The organism is Sphingomonas sp. MS122 (genome assembly GCF_049532975.1).
Taxonomy (GTDB): domain Bacteria; phylum Pseudomonadota; class Alphaproteobacteria; order Sphingomonadales; family Sphingomonadaceae; genus Sphingomonas.
Genome location: NZ_CP186695.1, coordinates 2,604,040 through 2,626,557 on the forward strand (window position 1 = coordinate 2,604,040; position 22,518 = coordinate 2,626,557).

Annotated in this window: 15 protein-coding genes and 1 other RNA gene; 9 read left to right on the forward strand and 7 right to left on the reverse strand. The window is 68.2% G+C overall.

Annotated features, from left to right (window positions below; translation table 11 throughout):
* Positions 1–95 precede the first annotated feature (95 nt).
* The 5 genes from ACO227_RS12650 to ffs all read left to right on the forward strand — a co-directional run bounded on the left by ACO227_RS12650 (position 96) and on the right by ffs (position 3,559).
* Positions 96–1,142 (forward strand): cysteine desulfurase family protein, encoded by a 1,047-nt coding sequence (locus tag ACO227_RS12650; protein WP_423602185.1) that lies wholly within the window; start codon positions 96–98, stop codon positions 1,140–1,142.
* Entirely contained in the window at positions 1,139–2,233 is a 1,095-nt protein-coding gene (locus ACO227_RS12655; protein WP_423602186.1) for a cysteine desulfurase family protein, read from the forward strand. The genes ACO227_RS12650 and ACO227_RS12655 overlap by 4 nt, the downstream gene beginning before the upstream one ends.
* The gene (locus ACO227_RS12660; RefSeq protein ID WP_423602187.1) at positions 2,230–2,565 is read left to right on the forward strand and encodes a 2Fe-2S iron-sulfur cluster-binding protein; all 336 of its coding nucleotides are present in this window, start codon (positions 2,230–2,232) and stop codon (positions 2,563–2,565) included. The genes ACO227_RS12655 and ACO227_RS12660 overlap by 4 nt, the downstream gene beginning before the upstream one ends.
* Entirely contained in the window at positions 2,562–3,425 is an 864-nt protein-coding gene (bla, locus tag ACO227_RS12665; protein ID WP_423602188.1) for a class A beta-lactamase, read from the forward strand. Before ACO227_RS12660 ends, bla begins: the two co-directional genes overlap by 4 nt.
* Before the next feature lie 35 nt (positions 3,426–3,460).
* Positions 3,461–3,559, forward strand: an RNA gene (ffs, locus tag ACO227_RS12670) — signal recognition particle sRNA small type.
* Positions 3,560–3,707: 148 nt separating this feature from the next.
* On the opposite strand, the gene ACO227_RS12675 is transcribed toward ffs, so the two are convergent.
* The 3 genes from ACO227_RS12675 to ACO227_RS12685 all read right to left on the reverse strand — a co-directional run bounded on the left by ACO227_RS12675 (position 3,708) and on the right by ACO227_RS12685 (position 11,580).
* On the reverse strand, positions 3,708–7,166 hold the full coding sequence (locus ACO227_RS12675) for a TonB-dependent receptor (RefSeq protein ID WP_423602189.1): 3,459 nt from the start codon (positions 7,164–7,166) through the stop codon (positions 3,708–3,710).
* Positions 7,167–7,309: 143 nt separating this feature from the next.
* Positions 7,310–9,442: an NAD-dependent DNA ligase LigA gene (gene ligA, locus ACO227_RS12680; RefSeq protein WP_423602190.1), complete on the reverse strand. Its 2,133-nt coding sequence runs from the start codon at positions 9,440–9,442 to the stop codon at positions 7,310–7,312.
* A 20-nt stretch (positions 9,443–9,462) separates the two neighbouring features.
* Positions 9,463–11,580: a S9 family peptidase gene (locus ACO227_RS12685; RefSeq protein ID WP_423602191.1), complete on the reverse strand. Its 2,118-nt coding sequence runs from the start codon at positions 11,578–11,580 to the stop codon at positions 9,463–9,465.
* 138 nt (positions 11,581–11,718) lie between these two features.
* On the opposite strand from ACO227_RS12685, the gene ACO227_RS12690 reads away from it, so the two are divergent.
* Entirely contained in the window at positions 11,719–12,183 is a 465-nt protein-coding gene (locus ACO227_RS12690; protein ID WP_423602192.1) for a hypothetical protein, read from the forward strand.
* 2 nt (positions 12,184–12,185) lie between these two features.
* Here ACO227_RS12690 and ACO227_RS12695 read toward each other — a convergent pair whose 3' ends face one another.
* The gene (locus ACO227_RS12695) at positions 12,186–12,749 is read right to left on the reverse strand and encodes a DUF3617 domain-containing protein (protein ID WP_423602193.1); all 564 of its coding nucleotides are present in this window, start codon (positions 12,747–12,749) and stop codon (positions 12,186–12,188) included.
* A gap of 251 nt (positions 12,750–13,000) precedes the next feature.
* On the opposite strand from ACO227_RS12695, the gene uvrB reads away from it, so the two are divergent.
* The 3 genes from uvrB (at position 13,001) to ACO227_RS12710 (ending at position 16,756) form a co-directional block, all read left to right on the forward strand.
* The gene (gene uvrB / locus ACO227_RS12700) at positions 13,001–15,190 is read left to right on the forward strand and encodes an excinuclease ABC subunit UvrB (protein WP_423602194.1); all 2,190 of its coding nucleotides are present in this window, start codon (positions 13,001–13,003) and stop codon (positions 15,188–15,190) included.
* A 50-nt stretch (positions 15,191–15,240) separates the two neighbouring features.
* On the forward strand, positions 15,241–15,747 hold the full coding sequence (locus ACO227_RS12705) for a hypothetical protein (RefSeq protein ID WP_423602195.1): 507 nt from the start codon (positions 15,241–15,243) through the stop codon (positions 15,745–15,747).
* 418 nt (positions 15,748–16,165) lie between these two features.
* A complete protein-coding gene (locus ACO227_RS12710; protein ID WP_423602196.1) occupies positions 16,166–16,756 on the forward strand; it encodes an NADPH-dependent FMN reductase in 591 nt (196 codons plus the stop codon).
* Positions 16,757–17,026: 270 nt separating this feature from the next.
* On the opposite strand, the gene ACO227_RS12715 is transcribed toward ACO227_RS12710, so the two are convergent.
* The 3 genes from ACO227_RS12715 to ACO227_RS12725 all read right to left on the reverse strand — a co-directional run bounded on the left by ACO227_RS12715 (position 17,027) and on the right by ACO227_RS12725 (position 22,507).
* Positions 17,027–17,185 (reverse strand): hypothetical protein, encoded by a 159-nt coding sequence (locus ACO227_RS12715; RefSeq protein WP_423602197.1) that lies wholly within the window; start codon positions 17,183–17,185, stop codon positions 17,027–17,029.
* Between the two features lie 6 nt (positions 17,186–17,191).
* Complete coding sequence (gene mutS / locus ACO227_RS12720) at positions 17,192–19,765, reverse strand: DNA mismatch repair protein MutS (RefSeq protein ID WP_423607347.1); 2,574 nt, start codon at positions 19,763–19,765, stop codon at positions 17,192–17,194.
* 483 nt (positions 19,766–20,248) lie between these two features.
* A complete protein-coding gene (locus ACO227_RS12725) occupies positions 20,249–22,507 on the reverse strand; it encodes an NADP-dependent malic enzyme (RefSeq protein WP_423602198.1) in 2,259 nt (752 codons plus the stop codon).
* Positions 22,508–22,518: the final 11 nt, after the last annotated feature.

Sequence of the window (22,518 nt, forward strand, 5' to 3'; positions counted from 1 at the left end):
TGGAGGCTATATAGTCGCCAAGCCCCTGCACGCAATTTCAAACGAGTCCCACCCTGACCGAGCGTATCTATCTCGACCATGCCGCGACCTCGCCGATGCGCCCGGAGGCGCGCGAGGCGATGATCGAAGGGATGCTGCGCTGGGCGAACCCCTCCTCGCCGCACGCCGAGGGCCGCGCTGCGCGCGCCGCGCTCGAAGATGCGCGCGAGCGGATCAAGGCGGCGCTGGGCTGGGAGGGGCAGGTCCTGTTCACCAGCGGGGCGAGCGAGGCGCTGGGAATCGCGCTGCGGCGCGCCAAGGGCGGGCGGCGCTGGCGTTCCTCGGTCGAGCATGATGCGGTGCTGCGTGCGGCGCCCGAGGCCAGTGTGCTGCCGGTCAACCGCGAATGGGATGTCGATCCCGATGCGGTCGAGGATGCGCTGGCGGCCGGCGACCGGCCGGTGATCGCGATCCAGTGGGTCAATCCCGAGACGGGCAAGGTCCAGCCGGTCGAACGCTATGCGCCGATGATCGAGGCCGGCGGCGGGGTGCTGGTGAGCGATGCCTCGCAGCTCTGGGGGCTGGAGCGATTCCCGCGACAAGGGCAGCTGATCGTCATCTCCGCGCACAAGCTCGGTGGGCCGATCGGCGTCGGCGCGCTGCTGGTCGGCGATCTCGGCTTGCTCGAGCCCTCGGGCGGGCAGGAGTTCGGCTATCGCGGCGGCACCGAGAACCTCCCCGCGGTGCTGGGCTTCGCGGCGGCGGTCGAGGCGTGGGCGGCGAAGCGCGGCGGGGCGCCCGAGGCGGAGCGGCATCAGGCGCTGCGCGAGATGCATCGCGCGCTCGAAACCTATGGCGCGCGGCATCTCACCGGCTATGGCGAGACCGTGAGTGCGATCAGCGCGCTGGCGATGCCGAACCTCAGCGCCGCGGCGCAGCTGGTGCGGTTCGACTTGAAGGGATTCGCGGTATCGGCAGGCAGCGCCTGCGCCTCGGGCACGCTCAAGCCGAGCCGGGTGCTCGAAGCATTCGGGGTCGAGCCGGAGGTGGCGGCGCGGACGATCCGGCTGAGCACCGGCTGGTCGACGACCGCCGGGGAGATCAGGCGGTTCACCGACGCGTGGATCGACATCGCAATGGGGGCAGCGGCGAAGGCAGGATGACCTATCTCGACTATCAGGCGACCACTCCGCTCGCACCCGAGGCGCTGGAGGCGATGCGCAGCTGGCTGAGCGACGACTTCGCCAACCCGCATTCGGCGCACGCGCCCGGGCGCAAGGCCAAGGCGGCGGTCGAGGTCGCGCGCGAAGCGGTCGCCGCCCTGATGCCCGACAACGGCACCGTCAGCTTCACCAGCGGCGCGACCGAGGCGCTCAACTGGGCGATCAAGGGCAGCACCGGCCCGATCGTGACGATCGCGACCGAACATGCCGCGGTGCTCGACACCGTCGCGGCCGAAGCGCGGCGCGGGCGCGAGGTGACCGTGCTCCCGGTCGGCAGCGACGGGCTGGTCGAGCTGACCGCGGCGCGCGCGGCGATCAAGCCGGGCACGGGACTGGTCGCGGCGATGCTGGTCAACAACGAGATCGGCACGATCCAGCCGATCGAGGAACTCGCGACGCTGGCCAAGCAGGCCGGCGCGCTGCTGCTGTGCGATGCCGTGCAGGGCTATGCCCGCGAGATCATCCCCGAGGCGTGCGACCTGGTCGCGGTGTCGGCGCACAAGGTCCACGGGCCCAAGGGTGTCGGCGCGCTGTGGGTGCGCGACGGGGTGACCCTGGAGCCGCTGCTCCATGGCGGCGGGCAGGAGCCGGGCGGGCGTTCGGGCACGCTCTCGCCGGCGCTGTGCGCGGGGTTCGGCGCGGCGGCCAGGCTCGCCAAGCAGCGTTTCGGCGCCGATCGCGCGCATGTCGCGCGGCTGCACCGCAAGGCCTTTCAGGCGCTGGGCGGGGCGGGGTGGGCGCTGAACGGCTCGCAGGGCGAGCGCTATCCCGGCAATCTCAACATGCGCTACCCCGGTCTCGACGTCGCGCGGCTGATTTCCGACCTGCGCGACATCGCCTTCTCGGCGGGCTCTGCCTGCGCGAGCGGGTCGGGGCGGCCGAGCCATGTGCTCAAGGCGATCGGCCTCAGCGATGCCGATGCGCGGTCGAGCATCCGGCTCGGCTTCGGCCGCTACACGACCGAGGAGGAACTGCTCGGCGCGGTCGAGCGGATCGACGCCGCGGCGCGCGAACAGAGGTTCGCGGCATGATCCGCGTGCGCTTCCTGACGCCCGACGGCGACCTCGCCTGCGAGGCCGAGGCGGCACCGGGCGAGCGGCTGCTCGAGGTGGGACAGGCCAGGGGCATGCCGCTGGAAGGGACGTGCGAGGGGCAGATGGCCTGCTCGACCTGTCATGTCATCGTCGCGTCGGAGGATTTCGACCGCCTCCCGCGCGCCAGCGAGGAGGAGGAGGACATGCTCGACCTCGCCGTGGGTGCCACGCGCACCAGCCGGCTTTCGTGCCAGATCGTGCTCGACCCGTCGCTCGACGGATTGACGGTCAGGCTCCCGTCAGAACATCGCGATATGCAGGGAAGATGATGACACCGACTCGCCGCCACATGATCGCGGGCGCCGCCGCGCTCGCCGCCTTCCCCGCCGCCGCGCTGGCGCAGAAGAAGAGCGCGCTCGACCGGATCCGCGAGGAGACCGGCGGACGGCTCGGGCTCGCGGTCTATGACAGCGGCACCGGGCGGCGTTTCTTCGACGGCGCCGAGGCGCGCTTCGCGATGTGCTCGACCTTCAAGGTGCCGCTCGCCGCCGCGGTGCTGGCGCGCGCCGATCGCGGCGAGATCGACTTGTCGCGCGAGATCCGCTTCAGCGAGGCCGACCTGCTCGACCACGCGCCGGTGGTGAAGGCCAACCTCGCCAAGGGTGCGCTGCCGATCGAGACGCTGCTCGAAGCGGCAGTGGTGATGAGCGACAACAGCGCCGCCAACCTCGTCTTCGGCCAGATCTCGGGCCCGCGCGGGCTCACCAAGTTCATCCGCGCGGCCGGGGACGCGATCACCCGCTCCGACCGCGACGAGCCGACGCTCAACATCGTCCGCAACGGCGAGGTGCGCGACACGACCACGCCCCAGGCGATGCTGTGGCTGCTCAACGCGCTGCTGCTCGGCGAGACGCTGTCGCCGGAGTCGCGCGCGAAGCTGACGGGCTGGATGGAGGCCTCGCCCACCGGCAAGGAGCGGCTGCGCGCCGGCCTGCCGAAAACGTGGCGCGTCGGCGACAAGACCGGCACCAGCGGCGAGGGCTATGTCAACGACGTCGCGATCGCGACCCCGCCCGGCCGCAAGCCGATCCTGATCACCTGCTACATCGACGCGCCGATGCTGCCGCTGGCGCAGGCGAATGCCGCGCATGCCAAGGTGGGCGAGCTGGTGGGGCTGTTGTTCGCCTGAACATTGCAATCGGGGGAGGTTTCCCCCATATGCGCCGCGGGAGTCGGGCGGACGATGCCGTCGCCAACCCGGTCAGGTCCGGAAGGAAGCAGCCGTAACGATTTTCGTGTCGGGTCGTCCCGGCTCCCACCTTCTCACATCGGCGGCGAATAGTTGGCCAGGCGCATCGTGTACTGCGGCGAGCGCCCGCGGCTGGCCCGTGCCCATTCCGCCGCCGCTTCAAACGAAAACCGCCGCCCCGTTTCCGGAGCGGCGGCTTCGCTTTCGCCTGATCGCGAAGGATCAGAAGTCGTAGCTGACGCCGAACTTCAGGCGCCACACCGACGACGAGACGTTGATCTGGTTGTCGGCAGCGAAGGTGGTCGAACCCGCCGCGCTGGTGATGATGTAGCGGCCCTGCGCATCCACGCCCGAGGTCGAGGCAATGTCCTGCACGCCGAAGAAGTTGCGGCGGCGCTGGACGTTCCAATTCTCGTCGAGCAGGTTCAGGAAGTTGTCGACCATCACGAACGCCTTGATGCGGTCGTTGCGGCCGAACAGACGGCCCGGCCCCGGCAGCTCCTGCGAGAAGGTCAGATCCATGTCGAAATACCAGTCGTTGCGGCAGGTATTCCGCGGGATCGTGCGGCCCGCATATTTCTTGGCGCAATCCAGGCCGTTCACGAAGGTGACGAGGTCCGAGACGGCCGTCGCGTTCGAGGTCGGGGCGATGTTGGGATCGCTGACGCCGGTGGGGATGTAGACCAGCGCGTTGTCGTTGGTGGTCAGACCGCCATTGGTGGGGTTGAACACGTTGTTGCCCGACCAGGTCAGGCTGTACGGACGGCCCGCGCGCGCCACGAAGCTGATGCCCAGCGAGGTGCCGAGATCCGAGAAGAACTCGTTCCGGAAGTTCGCCGAGAAGGTGATGTTGTGGCGGCTCTCGTAGAAGCCGGTCGATTCGGCCGGGTTCTGGCGGTCGAACGCGGCGCTCTGGCCATAGTTCGAGCCGGCGGTCGAGTTGTACATGTTCCGGCGGTCATGCGCGTCGGTGTACGCATAGCCGATGTTCACATAGGTCGAGCCGCCCTCGGTGATCAGGCCGCCCTCGAAGTTCTTCGAGAGGAGGAACGACGCGATATGGCTGCGATAGCCGTCCTGGTTGGTCAGCATCAGCTCGGCGCCGCGGCTGCCGGTGAAGCAGGCTGCGTTGAGGCCGGTGAAGACGGGCGGTGCGCCCGCATCGACCAGGCGGCCGGTGCAGCCGGTGGCGAGCAGATCGATCGTGCGATAGATCGGGCGGCCGTCGATGGTGTAGCCGTTGAGGCCGATCGCCGGGTTGATCGCCTGAGCCAGATCGACCAGCGTGAACGGGTTGCGATACTTGCTGTAGATATAGTCGAGATCGATGTTCCAACCGCTGAAGAAGCCGCTCGGCGCCAGGTTCAGCTCGGTCCGCAGGCCGATGTTCGCGCGAAGCACGGTCGGCATCTTGATGTTCGGATCGATCGACTGGGTGTTGCCCTGGCTGGCCCCCGCGCTTGCCTGAGCCGCGGCACGGATGCAGGTCGGCACGCCGCTGAAGGTGCCGCCGCTCAGCACGTTGAGGCGCGCCGCGCCACAAGCCGCCGTCGTGCTCTGACCCGTGGCGAAGGTGCTGCCGTCGTTCTGGAAGGCATTGCCGAACCACACCAGCGGATCGCCGCCCGAGAAGATGCCGACGCCGGCACGCAGCTGCGTGCGGGAGAACATGCCGTCATTGCCGAAGTCATAGGTGACGGCGGCGCGCGGCAGGATCACCGGATCGATGTTGCTGAAGCCAGTGCTGTTCGAGAAGCCGTAGCGCTGCTGGAACACCGGGTTGTGGTCCGGACGGCCGCCATCATACCAGTCGACGCGGATGCCCGCGGTGACCTTCAGCGCGTCGGTCGCTCGCCACTCGTCCTGCGCATAGACCGAGAAGATGCTACGCGAGAATTCGGCGGCGGCGGTGGTGATGTCGCCGGTCGGCGTGAAGTTGCCGAACGCGCCATAGGTGCAGCCGTTGACCAGGTTGATCGGCGTCGTCGTCGTGGTGGACGAGCAGAGGTTGCCGGTGAGGGGCGGCGTGTTGGCAACCGTGCGGCCGCGCGAGAGCAGGCCGGCGCGCAGGTCGGCGACGCTCTCGAACGCCAGCGTGCCGGTGGCGTTCTGGACGAACAGGTTGAACAGATCCGCCTGGTTGAGCTCAGCGCCGAACTTGATGCGGTGATCGCCCATCGTCAGATTCGCGACGGCGCGATACTGGCTGATCTTGGTGCGCAGGTCGTTGGCCGAGCGCGAGGTGCCCGGCCCGGCGAGCACGGCGCCGTCGGGGCCGGTCGCATTGTCGATACCGACGATGATGCGCGGGATCGGGTTGCCCGACTGCGCCTCGCCGCCGCCGACCGGATCCTGCCGGTCGGTGATCTCCGAGCGGGCATAACGCAGCTCGGTCGAGAAATTGTCGCTCCACTGCGAATAGAGGCGGCCCGAATAATAGTCGGAGACCGTACCGCTCAGATAATAGGTGTTCGCGCCGATCGCCTGGGGCGAGCTGCCGGTGAACAGGTCGTCCGGGCGGACGGTCGACTCTTCGAGCCGCTGATAGGTGCCCTCGAGGCGATGGTTGTCGGTGATCTGCCAGTCGACGCGGCCGAAATAGCGGTCGCTCTTATAGTCGCGGCTGGTCACCAGATCGCCGGTATCGATCCCGTAGGTGGTCCTCAGGACCTCGCGGATTTCGTTGAACTGCGCGAGGCTGATGCCGGTCTGCGGATTGGCATAGCCGGCGCCGGTGGGGCCGTCGTCCTGCGACTGGCCGGCCTCATGATGCTCATAGGCGCCGAAGATGAACAGGCGGTCTTTGATGATCGGGCCGCCCAGGTTCACGCCCCAACGCTTCTCGGGCTTGATCGGCGCGACCGCGCGGCCGGCGACGGTCTCGCCGCGCAGGTTCGAATCGGAATATTCGAAATAGGCGCCAGCCTTGTAATCGTTGGTGCCCGACTTGGTGACGACGTTGATCGCGCAGCCGGTGAACTGCCCATAGTCGACGTCGAACGGCGCGAACTGCACCTGAGTCTCGCGGATCGCGTCATAGGGCAGCGGGGTCGAGCTGCGCGCCGAGAAACCGGTATCGTTGAGGCCGTAGATGTCGCTCTGCGCGATGCCGTCGACGGTAAAGGTGTTGCCGCGGTCATTGCCGCCGAGGCACGAGATGCGGTCCTGGCCCGAGCCGCCATCGTCACGGTCGAGGCTGACGCGCGGGTCGATGCGGATCACGTCGCGCACGTCGCGGTTGAAGCTGGGGGCTGCGGCGAGGACTTCGGCGCCGAACGAGGTGCCCGGGCCGACCGCGAGCGTGGTCGCGCGGACGCGGCTGCCGGTCACGACGATCTCGCCGCCGCCCGACGCGAGCGCGAAGGTCAGGCTCGTGTTGCCCTGAAGGGTGGTGTTGATGTCGTTGACGGTCTGGCCCTCGAAGCCGTCAGCGGTCGCCGTGACGGTGTAGGGACCGCCGGTGACCAGGCCCGAGGCGCTGAAGGTGCCGCCGGCACCGGTGGTGAGCGTGCGCTCGGCGCCCGTGCGGGTGTCGGTGATCGTCACGCTCGCGCCGGTGAGCGGGGTGCCGTTCTCGTCGGTCACGGTGCCGACGATGCCGGAGGTGATCTGCTGCGCGCTCGCCGCGGCAGGAATCACGAGCGCGGCAACGGCCGCACCGAAAAGCAGATGGTTTCGCATTATTGTCCCCTTAGGATCGGCTCTGAAAGCCTGCGCATGCGGTGATCTTCACCGTCTTGCGCTGCCCCATGGGAAGGATTCTTTGCGAGATTGTTACAATTGATTCAAGCCCGTTGTGCGTTGCAAAAAAGCATCACCCCCCGTCAGCGGGCAGAACCTACGATTTCCGCCCATTGCGCCTCGTCGATCACCCGGATTCCGAGTTCCGCGGCCTTTTTGAGCTTCGATCCGGCGCCGGGGCCGGCGACCACGAGGTCGGTTTTCGCGGACACCGACCCCGCGACTCGGGCGCCGAGCGACTCCGCTTGCGCCTTGGCCTCGTCGCGACTCAGCGTCTCGAGGCTGCCGGTGAACACGATGGTCTGGCCGCTTACTTCCGAGTCGCGCGCCTCGACCACGAAGGGCGGAGGAGACACCTCGGCGAGGAGGTCGTCCCACACCGCGCGGTTGTGCGGCTCGTGGAAGAAATCGGCGAGCGCATGGCCGACTGCCGCGCCGACATTCTCGACCCCGATATGCTCGGCGATCGCCTTGTCGAGACGGGTTTGGAACTTGCTGGCCTCCTCGCCCTCGTTCGGCGTCATCGCGCCGCGCAGCGCGATCACCTCGTCGGCCAGCGCCTGGATGGCGGGCAAGGTGGAATAGCGTTTGAGCAGGTCGCGCGCGGTGACCGAACCGACATGGCGGATGCCCAGGCCGAACAGCAGCCGCACCGCGTCGGGCGCACGCTTGGCTTCGATCGCGGCGAGGAGGTTGTCGACCGACTTGTCCTTCCACCCCTCGCGCCCGAGCAGCTCGTCGCGATGCGCGGCGAGGCGGAAGATGTCGGCGGGCTCGGCGATCCAGCCGAGCTCGAGGAATTCCGCGATGGTCTTGTCGCCCAGCCCCTCGATGTCGAGCGCGCCGCGACTGACGAAATGGCGCAGCCGCTCGTGGCGCTGGGCGGGGCAGATCAGCCCGCCGGTGCAGCGATAGTCGACCTCGCCTTCCTCGCGCGTCGCTTCGGACTGGCAGATCGGACAGTGGGTGGGGAAGATATAGGCTTCGCGCGCGTCGTCGCGCGTCAGGTTCTCGACGATCTGCGGGATCACGTCGCCGGCGCGCTGAAGGACCACCCGGTCGCCCGGGCGGACGCCGAGACGGGCGATCTCGTCGGCATTGTGCAGCGTCGCATTGGTGACGGTGACGCCGCCGACCGTCACCGGCTCGAGCCGCGCGACGGGGGTAAGCTTGCCGGTGCGGCCGACCTGGATGTCGATCGCGTTGAGCGTGGTCTGCGCCCGCTCGGCCGGGAATTTGTGCGCGATCGCCCAGCGCGGCGCGCGGCCGACGCTGCCGAGCCGCGCCTGCCAGTCGAGCCGGTCGACCTTGTAGACCACGCCGTCGATGTCGAAGGGCAGGTCGGCGCGCTGCTTCTCGATCCTGCGATACTGGGCCAGCGCCGGCTCGACCTGGACGCACTCGATGAACAGCGGGTGGAGCGGGAAGCCCCAGCGCTCGATCGTCTTCATCACCTCATATTGCGTGGTGCCCGGCACCGCCGAGGCCTCGCCCCAGCCATGCGCGAGGAAGCGCAGCGGGCGCGCCGCGGTGACCGCGGCGTCCTTCTGGCGCAGCGATCCGGCGGCGGCGTTGCGCGGGTTGGCGAACTGGCGCGCCTCCTTACCCGCTTCCTCGGCCTCGGCGAGCAGCCGGGCATTGAGCGCGAGGAAGTCGTCCTTCGCCATATAGACCTCGCCGCGGACCTCGAACACGTCCGGGGCATCGGCTGGCAGTTCGGTCGGGATGTCGGAAATGGTCAGCACGTTGGGTGTCACATTCTCGCCGACCTGCCCGTCGCCGCGCGTCGCGGCGAGCACGAGCTTGCGGTTCTCGTAGCGCAGCGAGCAGGACAGGCCGTCGATCTTGGGCTCGGCGGTGAGCGCGACGCGGTCGTCCTCGCCGAGCTTGAGGAAGCGCCGCACGCGCAGCACGAACTCGACCACCTCGTCGTCGGAGAAGGCGTTGTCGAGGCTCATCATCGCCTGGGCGTGGCGCACCTTGGCGAGATGTCCGGCGGGCGCGGAACCCACCAGCTTCGAGGGCGAGTCGGCGCGGACAAGATCGGGAAAGGCCGCCTCGATCGCCGCGTTGCGCCGCATCAGCGCGTCATATTCGGCGTCGCTGATCTCGGGCGCGTCGTCGGTGTGGTAGAGCCGGTTGTGGCGCGCGATCTCGCTCGCCAGCGTTTCCAGTTCTGCGGCGGCCTCGGTCTCGGTAGCGGGAAGCTTTTCCATGGCCTCCCGCTACCGCGCCGTCACTGCACCTTCAACTGGTCGAGCGCGAAGGCGAGATATTCGGCCTGCTCGCGGAACCGCTCGAACCGCCCCGACTTGCCGCCATGCCCGGCCTCCATGTTGACGCGGAACAGCAGCGGGTTGCTGTCGGTCTTGAGCGTGCGCAGCCGTGCGACGTACTTGGCCGGCTCGTAATATTGCACCTGGCTGTCCCACAGGCCCGTACCGACGAAGATCGCCGGATAGGCCTTGCGGGTCAGCTGGTCGTAGGGCGAGTAGCTCAGCATATAGTCGTAGCTCGCCTTGTTCTCCGGATTGCCCCACTCGTCATATTCGCCGGTGGTGAGCGGGATGGTCGGGTCGAGCATCGTCGTCACGACATCGACGAACGGCACCAGGCTGACGATCGCGCCATAGTCCTGCGGCGCCATGTTGGTGACCCCGCCCATCAGGAGGCCGCCGGCGCTGCCGCCCATCGCGGCGACGCGGCCCTTCTTCGCATAGCCCGCCTTCACCAGATATTCGGTGACGTCGATGAAGTCGGTGAAGCTGTTCTTCTTGTTGAACATGCGCCCGTCGTCATACCATTTGCGGCCCATTTCCTGCCCGCCGCGGATATGCGCGATGGCATAGACCATGCCGCGGTCGAGCAGGCTGGGCAGCATCGGCGAGAAGCCCGGATCGGTCGAATAGCCGTAGCTGCCATAGGCGTATTGGAACAGCGCGGCCGACCCGTCCTTCTTGAAGCCCTTGGCATAGACCAGGCTTACCGGGACCTTGGTCCCGTCGCGCGCGGTCGCCCACACGCGCTCGGTGACGTATTTCGACTTGTCGTAGCCCGGCACCGGCGTGACCTTGAGCGTCCTGCGCTCGCCGGTCTTCATGTTCGCCTCGATCACCGTCGAGGGGGTCGTCAGCGAGTTGTAGGTGTAGCGCACCCAGTCGGTCGCGGTCTCGGCATTGGTGCTGAGCGCCATCGAATAGGCCGGCTCGTCCGCTTCGACGAAGTTCGACTTGCCGTCATTGTCGAGCAGCCGCAGCCGCTTGTTGCCGCCCGAGCGCTCCTCGATCGCGAGATACTGGTCGAACGGCTGGAACCCTTCGATGAAGGTGTCCGCGCTGTGCGGCACCAGGTCCTTCCACGCCGTCTTGCCCGCGCCGGTCGCGCGGTCGGGAGCGGTCATCAGGCGGTAGTTGGGTGCCTGCCAGTTGGTGCGGATCACCCAGTGGTCGCCGACATGGTCCGCGCCATAGAGAAAGTCGCGCTCGCGCGGCGCCAGCACGGTAAAGGTCGCGGGATTGTCGACGGGCGCGCAGCGCTGCTCGTCGCTCACCGTCTTGCTGCTGAAGATGCAGACGAACTTCTCCGAGCTGGTGAGGCCGATGCCGAGCGAGAAGGTGTCGTCCTTCTCCTCATAGACCAGCCGGTCCTGGCTCACCGATGTGCCCAGCACATGCGCCTTCACCCGCTTGCCGAGCAGGGTGACGGGATCCTTCTCGATATAGAAGATCGTCTTGCTGTCCCCCGCCCAGGCGAACCCCGGCTGCGCGTTGGGGATCTCGTCGGCCAGCGTCCGGCCGCTGGTGAGATCCTTGACCTTGAGCACATATTGGCGGCGGCCGACCTTGTCCTCGGCATAGGCGAGCAGGCGGTTGTCGGGGCTGACCTGGCGGCCGCCGATCGAAAAGAAGTTGGCGCCCTTGGCCATCTCCGGCTGGTCGAGGATGATTTCCTCCGGCGCATCCATCCGGCCCTTGCGGCGCGCGACGATCGGATAGTTCCCGCCCGTCTCGAAGCGCGTATAGTACCAGTAGCCATTGTCGAGATACGGGACCGTGCTGTCGTCCTGTTTGATGCGGCCGACGATCTCCTTGTACAACGCCTCCTGTAGCGGCCTGGTCGGCGCCATCACCGCATCGGCATAGGCGTTCTCGGCCTTGAGGTAGGCCAGCATCTCGGGGTTCTTCCGCGTGTCGTCGCGCAGCCAGTAATATTCGTCCTCGCGCGTCGCGCCGAACGGCGCCTTCACCTCATGCGGCTTCTTGGCCGCGACGGGAGGGACGGGGGCCTCCTGCGCGAGGGCGGGCGCGGAGGCCGCGAGACTGAGGACGAGGGCGCGGCGGAGCCAGCGGGACATGCGATTCTCCCTGTAGATCGGCGGGAGGTGTGGCGCAAAGCTCATACACTGCGCAAGCGGTTACGTCGGATAGAGGCGTTCCGCTTGAGCACCGCTGCCCGCCGGTGATATGCAGCGCGCCTCCTGGGGAGGGGATTCGTGGACGATACCGCGATGCGCGCGCCGCCGCGCCATTATGAAACGACGCTCGACCGCGCCGGCTTCGCCTTCGCGACGGGGGGCGGGCTCGGCGGAGTCCTGGTCCTTCTGCTCGTCCTCGCCGGCGGGCAGTCCGATCCCGCATCGCTGCTCGTGGCCTGGGCGCTCGGCGCCCTGTTCGTCACGCTGGGAATCGCGACCGTGGCCGCGCCGCTGTGGCTGGTGCTTCACCTTCTCGGCTGGCGCCAGGCCTGGCATGCCGCGGCGCTGGGCGCGGGATTGGCGATGATCGTCTTCATCGCCGGGCAGACCTATGGCTTCGGCCTGCTCGATGCGCCGCCGAGCGACGCGCGTACGGCATTGTTCCGCTGGCTCAGCGCGACCGCGACCAGCGCGCTGATCGCGCTGGTCGCGGCCGGGATCGCCGTGGCGATGTGGCGCGTGGCCTATCGCCCGGCGCGCTGATCTCAGCCCTTGGTCGCGGCCGGGCAGTCGCCGACGCGCTTGCCGGTGATCTGGGTCTTCATCGTCATGCCGCCGCCGGGCATCCCGGGCATGCCCGACATGGTCGTGTCGCTGGCGAGCTCGTAGGAAGTGCTGCTCATCGTGCCGGTGGTGGTGGCCTTCATCTCGCCGCCGGTCTGCGGCTTGCAGGTCATCACCGCATCGACCTTGCCGCCGGCCAGCTCGAACTTCTCGTAGGTGCAGCCGTTGCCGGCCTTGCCGCCGAACATCTCGCTGGGCGGCTTGCTGACCATTTCGGGCGTGACGCAGGTCTCGGCGGTGGTTTCCGACATCTTGGCCATCTGCTGACCCATCATGTCGGCCTGCGCCTTGGGCATGCCGGGCACGTCGACCGAGACGAACTTGATCTGCGTCTGCCACTGGCCGGGTTGCATCTTCACGGCGTCCTGGGTGGCCTTGGCGACCTGATCGATCGACGCATTCTCCGCCTTCACGGCGGGCTCGGATCCGCCGCACGCGGCGAGCGCGAGCGGGCAAAGCAAAATCAGCGGGGTCAAACGGGACATAAATGGCTCCTGCTTCGTTACGCTTGGGGCACGGCCCGCCGGGAATAACCCACGCCAAGCGAATTTTGTCAACAATGTGGCGGAGCTGCCACATTTTCGCCTTATTTAAGAATGGGCTCTGCGCATATCGTTCTTGATATGTTCTTATACAGGCGGTATCGCGGAGACGAGAAGGGAGGCGGCCGACTTCTTCCGCTCGGGCGTCCCCTGAACCCGATTGCCTCTTCTTTCGAAGGCCCCATATTCCCGCCATGGCCATCCAGATCCGCACCAGCCTCGCCGAGCCCGAGACCGGGGACGGCTTCGTCCCGCACCGCCCGCAGCGGCCCGAGAAGAGCGAGGGGGGCAAGGCGTTCAAGCTGGTCAGCGACTATCAGCCCTCAGGCGACCAGCCGACCGCGATCGCCGAGCTGACCGAGGCGGCGCTGGCCGGCGAGCGCGACCAGGTGCTGCTCGGCGTCACCGGCTCGGGCAAGACCTTCACCATGGCCAAGGTGATCGAGGCGCTGCAGCGTCCCGCGCTGATCCTCGCCCCCAACAAGATCCTCGCCGCGCAGCTCTATGGCGAGTTCAAGTCGTTCTTCCCCGAGAACGCGGTCGAGTATTTCGTCAGCTATTACGACTATTACCAGCCCGAGGCCTATGTGCCGCGGTCGGACACCTATATCGAGAAGGAAAGCTCGGTGAACGAGGCGATCGACCGGATGCGCCACTCGGCCACCCGCTCGCTGCTCGAGCGCGACGACGTGATCATCGTCGCCTCGGTCTCGTGCCTCTACGGCATCGGCTCGGTCGAGACCTATTCGGCGATGATCTTCGACCTCAAGAAGGGGCAGGTGGCCGACCAGCGCGAGATCATCCGCAAGCTCGTCGCGCTGCAGTACAAGCGCAACGACGCCGCCTTCGCCCGCGGCAATTTCCGGGTGCGCGGCGACAGCCTCGAGATCTTCCCCTCGCACTATGAGGACACCGCCTGGCGGATCAGCTTCTTCGGCGACGATATCGAGGAGATCACCGAGTTCGACCCGCTGACCGGGGCCAAGGTCGCGAACCTCGACTATATCCGCGTCTACGCCAATTCGCACCACGTGACGCCGGGGCCGACGCTCAAGCAGGCGATGGAGGCGATCAAGCACGAGCTCGCGGAGCGGTTGAAGGAGCTGCACGCCGAGGGCAAATTGCTCGAGGCGCAGCGGCTGGAGCAGCGCACGCATTTCGACCTGGAGATGATCGCCGCGACGGGCAGCTGCGCGGGGATCGAGAATTACAGCCGCTTCCTCACCGGCCGCCTGCCCGGCGAGCCGCCGCCCACGCTGTTCGAGTATCTGCCCGAGAACGCCCTGCTGTTCGTCGACGAGAGCCACCAGACCGTGCCGCAGATCGGTGCGATGGCGCGCGGCGACCATCGCCGCAAGATCACGCTCGCCGAGTACGGCTTCCGCCTGCCGAGCTGCATCGACAACCGCCCGCTGCGCTTCAACGAGTGGGACGCGATGCGGCCGCAGACCGTGTGCGTCTCGGCGACGCCGGGCGGGTGGGAAATGGACCAGACCGGCGGCGTGTTCAGCGAGCAGGTGATCCGCCCCACCGGCCTGATCGACCCGCCGGTCGAGATCAAGCCGGTCGAGGAGCAGGTGCAGGACCTGATCGTCGAGTGCCGCAAGACCACCGAGATGGGCTACCGCACGCTCGTCACCACGCTGACCAAGCGCATGGCCGAGGACCTGACGGAGTATATGCACGAGGCGGGGATCAAGGTCCGCTACATGCACAGCGACGTCGAGACGCTGGAGCGCATCGAGCTGATCCGCGACCTCAGGCTCGGCGTGTACGACGTGCTGATCGGGATCAACCTGTTGCGCGAAGGCCTCGATATCCCCGAGTGCGGGCTGGTCGCGATCCTCGATGCGGACAAGGAGGGGTTCCTGCGCAGCGAGACCTCGCTGATCCAGACAATCGGCCGCGCCGCGCGCAACGTGGAGGGGCGGGTGATCCTCTATGCCGACCGCATCACCGGCAGCATGGAGCGCGCGCTCAACGAAACCAATCGCCGCCGCGAGAAGCAGCAGGCGTACAATGCCGAGCACGGCATCACGCCGACCACGATCAAGCGCAACATCGGCGACATCATCGCGCATGTGGCGAGCAAGGACCAGGTGACGGTCGAGATCGACGACGGCCCGGCGCACATGGTCGGGCACAACCTGCGCGCGTACATCGAGGAGCTCGAGAAGAAGATGCGCGACGCCGCCGCCAACCTCGAGTTCGAGGAAGCGGGCCGACTGCGCGACGAGATCCGCAGCCTCGAGGCCGAGGAGCTGGGGCTGCCTCACGACGAGCGCCGCGCGCCGGTGATGGGTCGCAGCAACGAGGGCAAGCCGGGGACGCGCAAGACCCGCTTCGGCAAGGTGCAGCGGAAGTGGGGCGGGGGACGGCGCTGAACGGGCGCGAGTGGTTGAGCCGCCGGGTGGCTTCGCCCATAAGGCTCGGCATGCGTCAAATCCTTGCTTTCGCTTCGCTCGCCGTTCTTGCCGGTTGCGTGGCGCCGTCCGCCCCGCCGCCCGCGCCGTCACGGCCTCTACCGGTTCCGGCGCCGGCCCCGGCACCCGCTCCGCCGCCGCCCGCGAGCAGCGACTGGCGCGACTGGCCGCTGACGCCGGGCAATTGGATCTACCGTCCGGATGCGCGTGGTTCGCTTGCCATTTACGGCGGAACCGACGGAGGCGGCGCACTCGTCCTGCAATGCCAGCGCGAGGCGCGCCAATTCCTGATTGCCGTGGGTGGCGTCCCGTCCGGTTCGTTCACGATCCGCACGAGCAGCGCGACCCGGGTCCTGCCGATCGTATCCGGGCGGGCTGCGCTGCCGGCCAATGACCCGTTGATCGATGCGATGGGGTTCAGTCGCGGCCGCTTCATCGTCGAACGGCCAGGCGCTCCGCCGCTGGTGGTGCCGGCCTGGGCCGAGGTGCTGCGCGTCGCTGAGGATTGCCGGGCCTGAAGGCGCGGTCCGATCCGCGACGCCCAGACCTCCATGAATCGCCGATTTCGCAATGCAATACAAGACTTGTTCTGTGAATCAGGATGATTCAAAAGTGAGTCGTGCCCAGTTCGGGCACGCCGTCTTAACAAGCGAAAGGAGGTGATCCGATGTCTCATGGTTCAGCAATGGGGTCGGTTCAGTTCGTTCGGGAGACGCGCCGCTAAGTTCTGACTGCACCCGGTGGAAGCCCTCCACCGGCAAGGCGCACGGGGGGTATCCTCCCCCAATCAACGGCGCCAGCAGCGGACAAGCGGCCCGCATGGTCTCCCGGGCTGGAGCTTCCGGCCGCTGACCATGTCGGAGGTCACCGGGTGCCAGAGATGGCCCCGGTGGCCTCTTTCATTTTGGGCGCGGTTCACGCGCGAGAGAGGGGTTCATGCCGCACAGGATTCTGGTCTTCTACGGCTCGTACCGCGAAGCGCGGATGGGCATCCGGCTGGCGCGGTGGCTGACCGCGCGGCTGGCCGCGCGCGGCTGCGACGTCGAGCTGATCGACGCGAAAGAGGTCGGGCTGCCGATGCTCGACAAGCGTTACATGGACTATGCGCCGGGCGAGGCGCCGGCGGTGATCGAAGAGCTGGCGGACAAGCTGCGCGCGGCGGACGGGTTCGTGTTCGTCGCGGGCGAGTATAATTGGGGCATGCAGCCCGGGCTCAAGAACCTGACCGACCATTTCTTCCATGAGTGGTTCTGGCGGCCCGCGGCGATCGCGAGCTATTCGGGCGGGCGGCTGGGCGGCGCGCGCAGCAATTCGATGTGGCATCCGACGCTGACCGAGATGGGGATGGTGGTCGTCCCCTCGACGCTGACCGTCGCGCAGATCGGGCAGACGATCGATGCCGACGACGTGCCGCAGGGCGAGAGCGGGGCGGCGCTGGAGCGCGGGTTCGAGCGGTTCGCCGACGACTTGCTGTGGTGGGTCGAGGCGGCAAAGGCGCATCGCGGGCGGGTGCAGCCGCCATTCTAGATGGTGTCCGCCATTCTCCAGTTATAACCAAATGGGTTCTACGTGGAACCCCTGGGCGGGCCCGGAAATACGTGGGTTGGCGGCTGTCGCGGGTGGCCCAAGAGGAGGAGAATGGAGAACAAGGTGCGCACGATGTTCGGGTTTCGGCTTTTGGCGCGTTCACCTTTCAGGTGAAAATGTCGAACATTGCGACGCGAGCGTGGCGACGTGACTTTCCAGCGGTGGAGCGGGGCCCCGGATCAAGTCCGGGGCGACGAAGGAAGGCTGGTGCTAGACGACCAGCGTCACCAGCAGGGCGAGGAGCGCGACGGGGAGCGCGAGGAGCAGCACGACGACGAGCATGATCGCCCAGGCGCGGCGCGCGCCGAAGCCGTCGCGGACGCAGCCGAAGATGACCTGGAGCAGGCCCACAAACCCGGATTCGCGCATCAGAACCTAGCCGTCCATCAATGTCTTGAGCCGATATAGCGTGTCGAGCGCCTCGCGCGGAGTCAGGCTGTCGATGTCGAGCCCGGCGAGCTCGGCGCGGAGGGCATCGACGGCTTCCTCTTCCTGCTCGGCCGCGGCGGCGAAGAGCGGCAGGTCGTCGAGCCCCGCGGCGATCCCGCCGGTCTTCTCGCGCCCCGCTTCGAGCTTGGCCAGCACCGCCTTGGCGCGCGAGATGGTGACGGGGGGCAGGCCGGCGAGGCGCGCGACGGCGAGGCCGTAGCTGCGGTCGGCGGGGCCGTCGGCGACCTCGTGGAGCAGGACCAGGTCGCCCTTCCACTCGCGCGCGCGGACATGGTGGAGCGACAGCGCGTCGCAGCGCTCGGCGAGGCGCGTGAGCTCGTGATAGTGAGTCGCGAACAGGCAGCGGCAGCGATTGTCCTCGTGGATCGCCTCGACCACCGCCCAGGCGATGGCGAGGCCGTCATAGGTCGAGGTGCCGCGCCCGACCTCGTCGAGGATGACGAAGCTGCGCGGGGTCGCCTGGGCCAGGATCGCGGCGGTCTCGACCATCTCGACCATGAAGGTCGAGCGGCCACGCGCGAGATTGTCCGACGCGCCGACGCGGCTGAACAGGCGGTCGACGAGGCCGAGCTTCGCGCGCGCCGCGGGAACGAAGGCACCGGCCTGGGCGAGGACGGCGATCAGCGCGTTCTGGCGCAGGAAGGTCGACTTGCCGCCCATGTTCGGACCGGTGACGAGCCACAGCCGGTCGCTCTCCGAGAGGACGCAGTCATTGGCGACGAAGCGCTCGCCGCCGCGGTCCAGCGCCGCCTCGACGACCGGGTGGCGGCCGCCCTCGACCTCGAAACAGGCATGGTCGACCAGCGCGGGGCGAGTCCAGCCGCCTTCGGCCGCGCGCTCGGCGAGGGCGCTCGCGACGTCGAGCCGGGCGAGCGCGTCGGCGGTGGCGGCGATGGCCTCGCGTCGGTCGAGCGCCGCGGCGGTGAGATCCTCGAGATGCGCGGCCTCGGCGGCGAGCGCATGGGCGCCGGCCTGCGTGACCTTGAGCGCGATCTCGTGCAGCTCGGGCGCGTTGAAGCGGACCACCCCGGCGAGCGTCTGGCGATGGGTGAAGCCGCTGTCGGGGCGCATCAGGTCGTCGGCATGCTTGGCCGCGACCTCGATATGATAGCCGAGCACGCCATTGTGCTTGATCTTGAGCGCGGCGATGCCGGTGCGCTGCCTGAACTCGGCCTCGAGCGCGGCGATCGCGCGGCGGCCGCCGGCGCCGGCGTCGCGCAGATCGTCGAGCGCGGCGTCATAGCCCTCGGCGATATAGCCGCCGTTCGCGGCGTCGATCGGCGGGGCGGGGACGAGCGCGCGCTGGAGCAGGTCGATGAGGGCGCCATGGCCGCGCAAGTCGGGCGCGAGGGTGGCGAGAAGGGCAGGGGGGGCGTTGAGCTTGCCCAGCGTCTCGCCGAGCCGCCACGCGCCATCGAGGCCGTCGCGCAGCTGGCCGAGGTCGCGCGGGGAACCGCGCCCGGCGGCGAGGCGGCCGATCGCGCGGCCGATATCGGGGAGCGCGCGGAGCGCGGCGCGCAGGTCCTCGCGCAGGCCGGGCTCGTCGTGGAAGCGCTGGACGAGGTCGAGCCGCGCCTCGATCGCCGCGCGGTCCATCAAGGGCGCGGCGATGTCGGCGCCGAGCAGGCGCGCGCCGGCGCCGGTGACGGTGCGGTCAGCCGCGTCGAGCAGGCTGCCCCTGCGCGTGCCGGCCTGGCTCTGGGTCAGCTCGAGGCTCTCGCGGGTGGCGGCGTCGATCGCCATGCACGCGTCGCTGCGGGTGACGCGCGGCGGGCGCAGGAAGGGAAGCGCGCCCTTGGCGGTATGCTCGAGATAGGCGACGAGCCCGCCCGCGGCGGAGAGCGCCGCGCGGCCGAGCTGGCCGAAGCCGTCGAGCGTGGCGACGCCGTAGAGCTGCTTGAGCCGGGCTTCGCCGCGGCTGCTGTCGAACTCGCTGCGGGGGCGGGTGCTGGTGACTTCGTGACGCTCGCAGTCCTCGGGCGCGATCACCTCGGCGGCATTGAGCCGGGCGAGCGCGGCGCCCACCGCGTCGGCGGCGCATTCGAGGATCTCGAAGCGGCCGGTCGAGATGTCGGCGGCGGCGATCGCGGTCTCGCCCGCGGCCTCGCCGATCGCGGCGCACCAGTTGGCGCTGCGGCTGTCGAGCAGGCTCTCCTCGGTCAGCGTGCCCGCGGTGACGACGCGGATGATCGCACGCGCCACCAGCGCCTTGGAGCCGCCGCGCTTCTTCGCCTGCTCGGGCGTCTCGATCTGGTCGGCGATGGCGACGCGGTGCCCGGCCTTGATCAGGCGGGCGAGATAGCCGTCCATCGCATGCGCGGGGACGCCGCACATCGGGATGCGCTCGCCGCCATGCTCGCCGCGCGCGGTCAGCGCGATGTCGAGCACGCCGCTGGCGAGCTTGGCGTCGTCGAAGAACAGCTCGTAGAAATCGCCCATGCGATAGAAGAGCAGGCAGTCGTCCGCCTCCGCCTTCAGGGCGAGATACTGCGCCATCATCGGGGTGGGAGCGGCGTCGGCCATCACCGCCCTCGATACGGTTTCGCGCGCGGGCGGCAAGGGGCTGGGCGGTGCAAAATTGTGGAAGGTGGTTCGGTCGCGGACACGCTGCCTCCGCTACCGTCACCCTGAACTTGTTCCAGGGCCTATTTCTCCGCAGGCGACCGAGCCGCGGGTGGCGGCATGGACCCCGGATCAAGCCGCGGGCGACGAAAGGGAAAGATCGATGGCCCAACGCCCGCGGAACGGACGATCGCCTTGTTCATGCGCTTCACGGTCGGCTTCAACCGCAAGCCTCGTCGGCGCGCGGTAGAAATCGCGGTCGCAATTTCCGGCATCCTATTGCTTGCGAACGCGAAGGTTTTCCGCCTTGCCCGAAACGGCGCCCAGGTTGAGAACCCATATAAGTCACCGAGTTCGTGGGGCGGACATGTTCCCCTGCATCCAATCGGGGAGGACGATCAGGGAACAAGAGGCCTCAACCTAGCGCGCGATCCCGCCAGCCGCGAGCACCGCCAGCGTCACCAGCTCGCTCGCGGTGCTCGTCATCGGCGCGACCTGGACGGGCTTCTCCATCCCCACCAGCATCGGCCCGATCATCGAATCGCCGCCCAGCTCGCGCAGCAGCTTGGCCGAGATGTGCGCCGACTGCAGCCCCGGCATGATCAGGATGTTGGCCGGGCCCGACAGCCGCGCGAACGGATAATTCGCCAGCTGGCGCGGGTTGAGCGCCACGTCGGGCGCCATCTCGCCCTCATATTCGAAGCTCACCTTGCGTGCGTCGAGCACCTTCACCGCCTCGCGGATATTCTCGAGGAACGCGCCCTTGGGGTTGCCGAAGTTGGAATAGCTCAGGAACGCCACGCGCGGCTCGTGGCCCATGCGCCGCGCGACCTGCGCGGTCTCCTCGGCGATGTCGGCAAGCTCCTCGGCATTGGGGCGCTCGTTCACGGTCGTGTCGGCGATGAACACGGTGTGGCTCTGCCCGACCATGATGTGCACGCCGAACGCGGTCTTGCCGTCGGCCACGTCGATCACGCGCCGCACCTCGCGCATCGTCTGGGCATAGGTGCGGGTGACGCCGGTGATCATCGCGTCGCCCTCGCCCAGCTGGAGCAGCAGCGAGCCGAAGATGTTACGGTCCTGGTTGACCATCCGTTCGCAGTCGCGGCGCAGATAGCCGCGGCGCTGGAGCCGCTTGTAGAGGAAATCGACCATCGCGGGCACCAGCGGCGAGTGGCGGCTGTTGTGCAGCTCGAAGCTGTCGGGATCGGCCACGCCCAACGCCTTCAGCCGGTCATAGACATCGTCGCGCCCGACCAGCACCGGCGTGCCGTAGCCGCCCTCGCGGAACGCGATCGCCGCGCGCAGCACCACCTCTTCCTCGCCCTCGGCGAAGATCACGCGCTTGGGGTGCGCGCGCGCCCCTTCATAGGCGAGCGTCAGCACCGACGTCGTCGGGTTGAGGCGGCCGCGCAGCGCGTGGCGATAGGCCGCCATGTCGAGGATCGGCTTGGTCGCGACGCCCGAATCCATCGCCGCCTTGGCCACTGCGGCGGGGACATTCTCCATCAGCCGCGAATCGAACGGCGCGGGAATGATGTAATCGGGTCCGAAGCTGTGCGCCCGGCCATAGGCCAGCGCCACTTCCTCGGGCACCTGCTCGCGCGCCAGCTCGGCGATCGCTTGCGCCGCGGCGATCTTCATCTCCTCGTTGATCCCGGTCGCGCGCACGTCGAGCGCGCCGCGGAAGATGAACGGGAAGCCGATGACGTTGTTGACCTGGTTGGGATAGTCGGAGCGCCCCGTCGCGACGATCGCGTCGGGGCGCACGCCCTTGGCCAGCTCGGGCCGGATCTCGGGCTCGGGATTGGCCATCGCGAAGATGATCGGCGCGGGCGCCATGTCCTTGACCATCTCGGGCTTGAGCGCGCCCGCCGCCGACAGGCCGAGGAACACGTCCGCCCCCACCAGCGCCTCGGTCAGCGTGGTGCGGTCGGTGGCGACGGCGTGCGCCGACTGCCACTGGTTGACGCCCTCGCGGTCCGGCGTGATCACGCCCTTGCGGTCGCACATCAGCACATGGTCGTGCCTGACGCCCAGCGCCTTGATCAGCTCGGTGCAGGCGATCGCCGCCGCGCCCGCGCCGTTCACCACCACCTTGATCTCGCTCAGCCGCCGCCCGGTGAGCAGGCAGGCGTTGATCAGGCCGGCCGCGGTGATGATCGCGGTGCCGTGCTGGTCGTCATGGAAGACCGGGATGTTCATGCGCTCGCGCAGCGTCTGCTCGATGATGAAGCATTCGGGCGCCTTGATGTCCTCGAGGTTGATCCCCCCGAAGCTCGGCTCGAGCAGTTCGACGCAGTTGATGAAGGCGTCGACATCCTCGGTCTTCACCTCGAGGTCGATCGAATCGACGTCGGCGAAGCGCTTGAACAGCACCGCCTTGCCTTCCATCACCGGCTTCGACGCGAGCGCGCCGAGATTGCCCATGCCGAGGATCGCGGTGCCGTTGGAGATCACCGCGACGAGGTTGCCCTTGGCGGTATAGTCGTACGCGGTCGCGGGATCGTCGGCGATCGCCTGCACCGGCACCGCGACGCCCGGCGAATAGGCCAGCGCCAGGTCGCGCTGCGTGGTCAGCGGCTTGGATGCGACGATCTCGATCTTGCCGGGCCGGCCCTCCGAGTGGAACAGCAGCGCCTCGCGCTCGGAAAACTGGACATTGGCTTCTTCGGACATTCTTCTCTCCC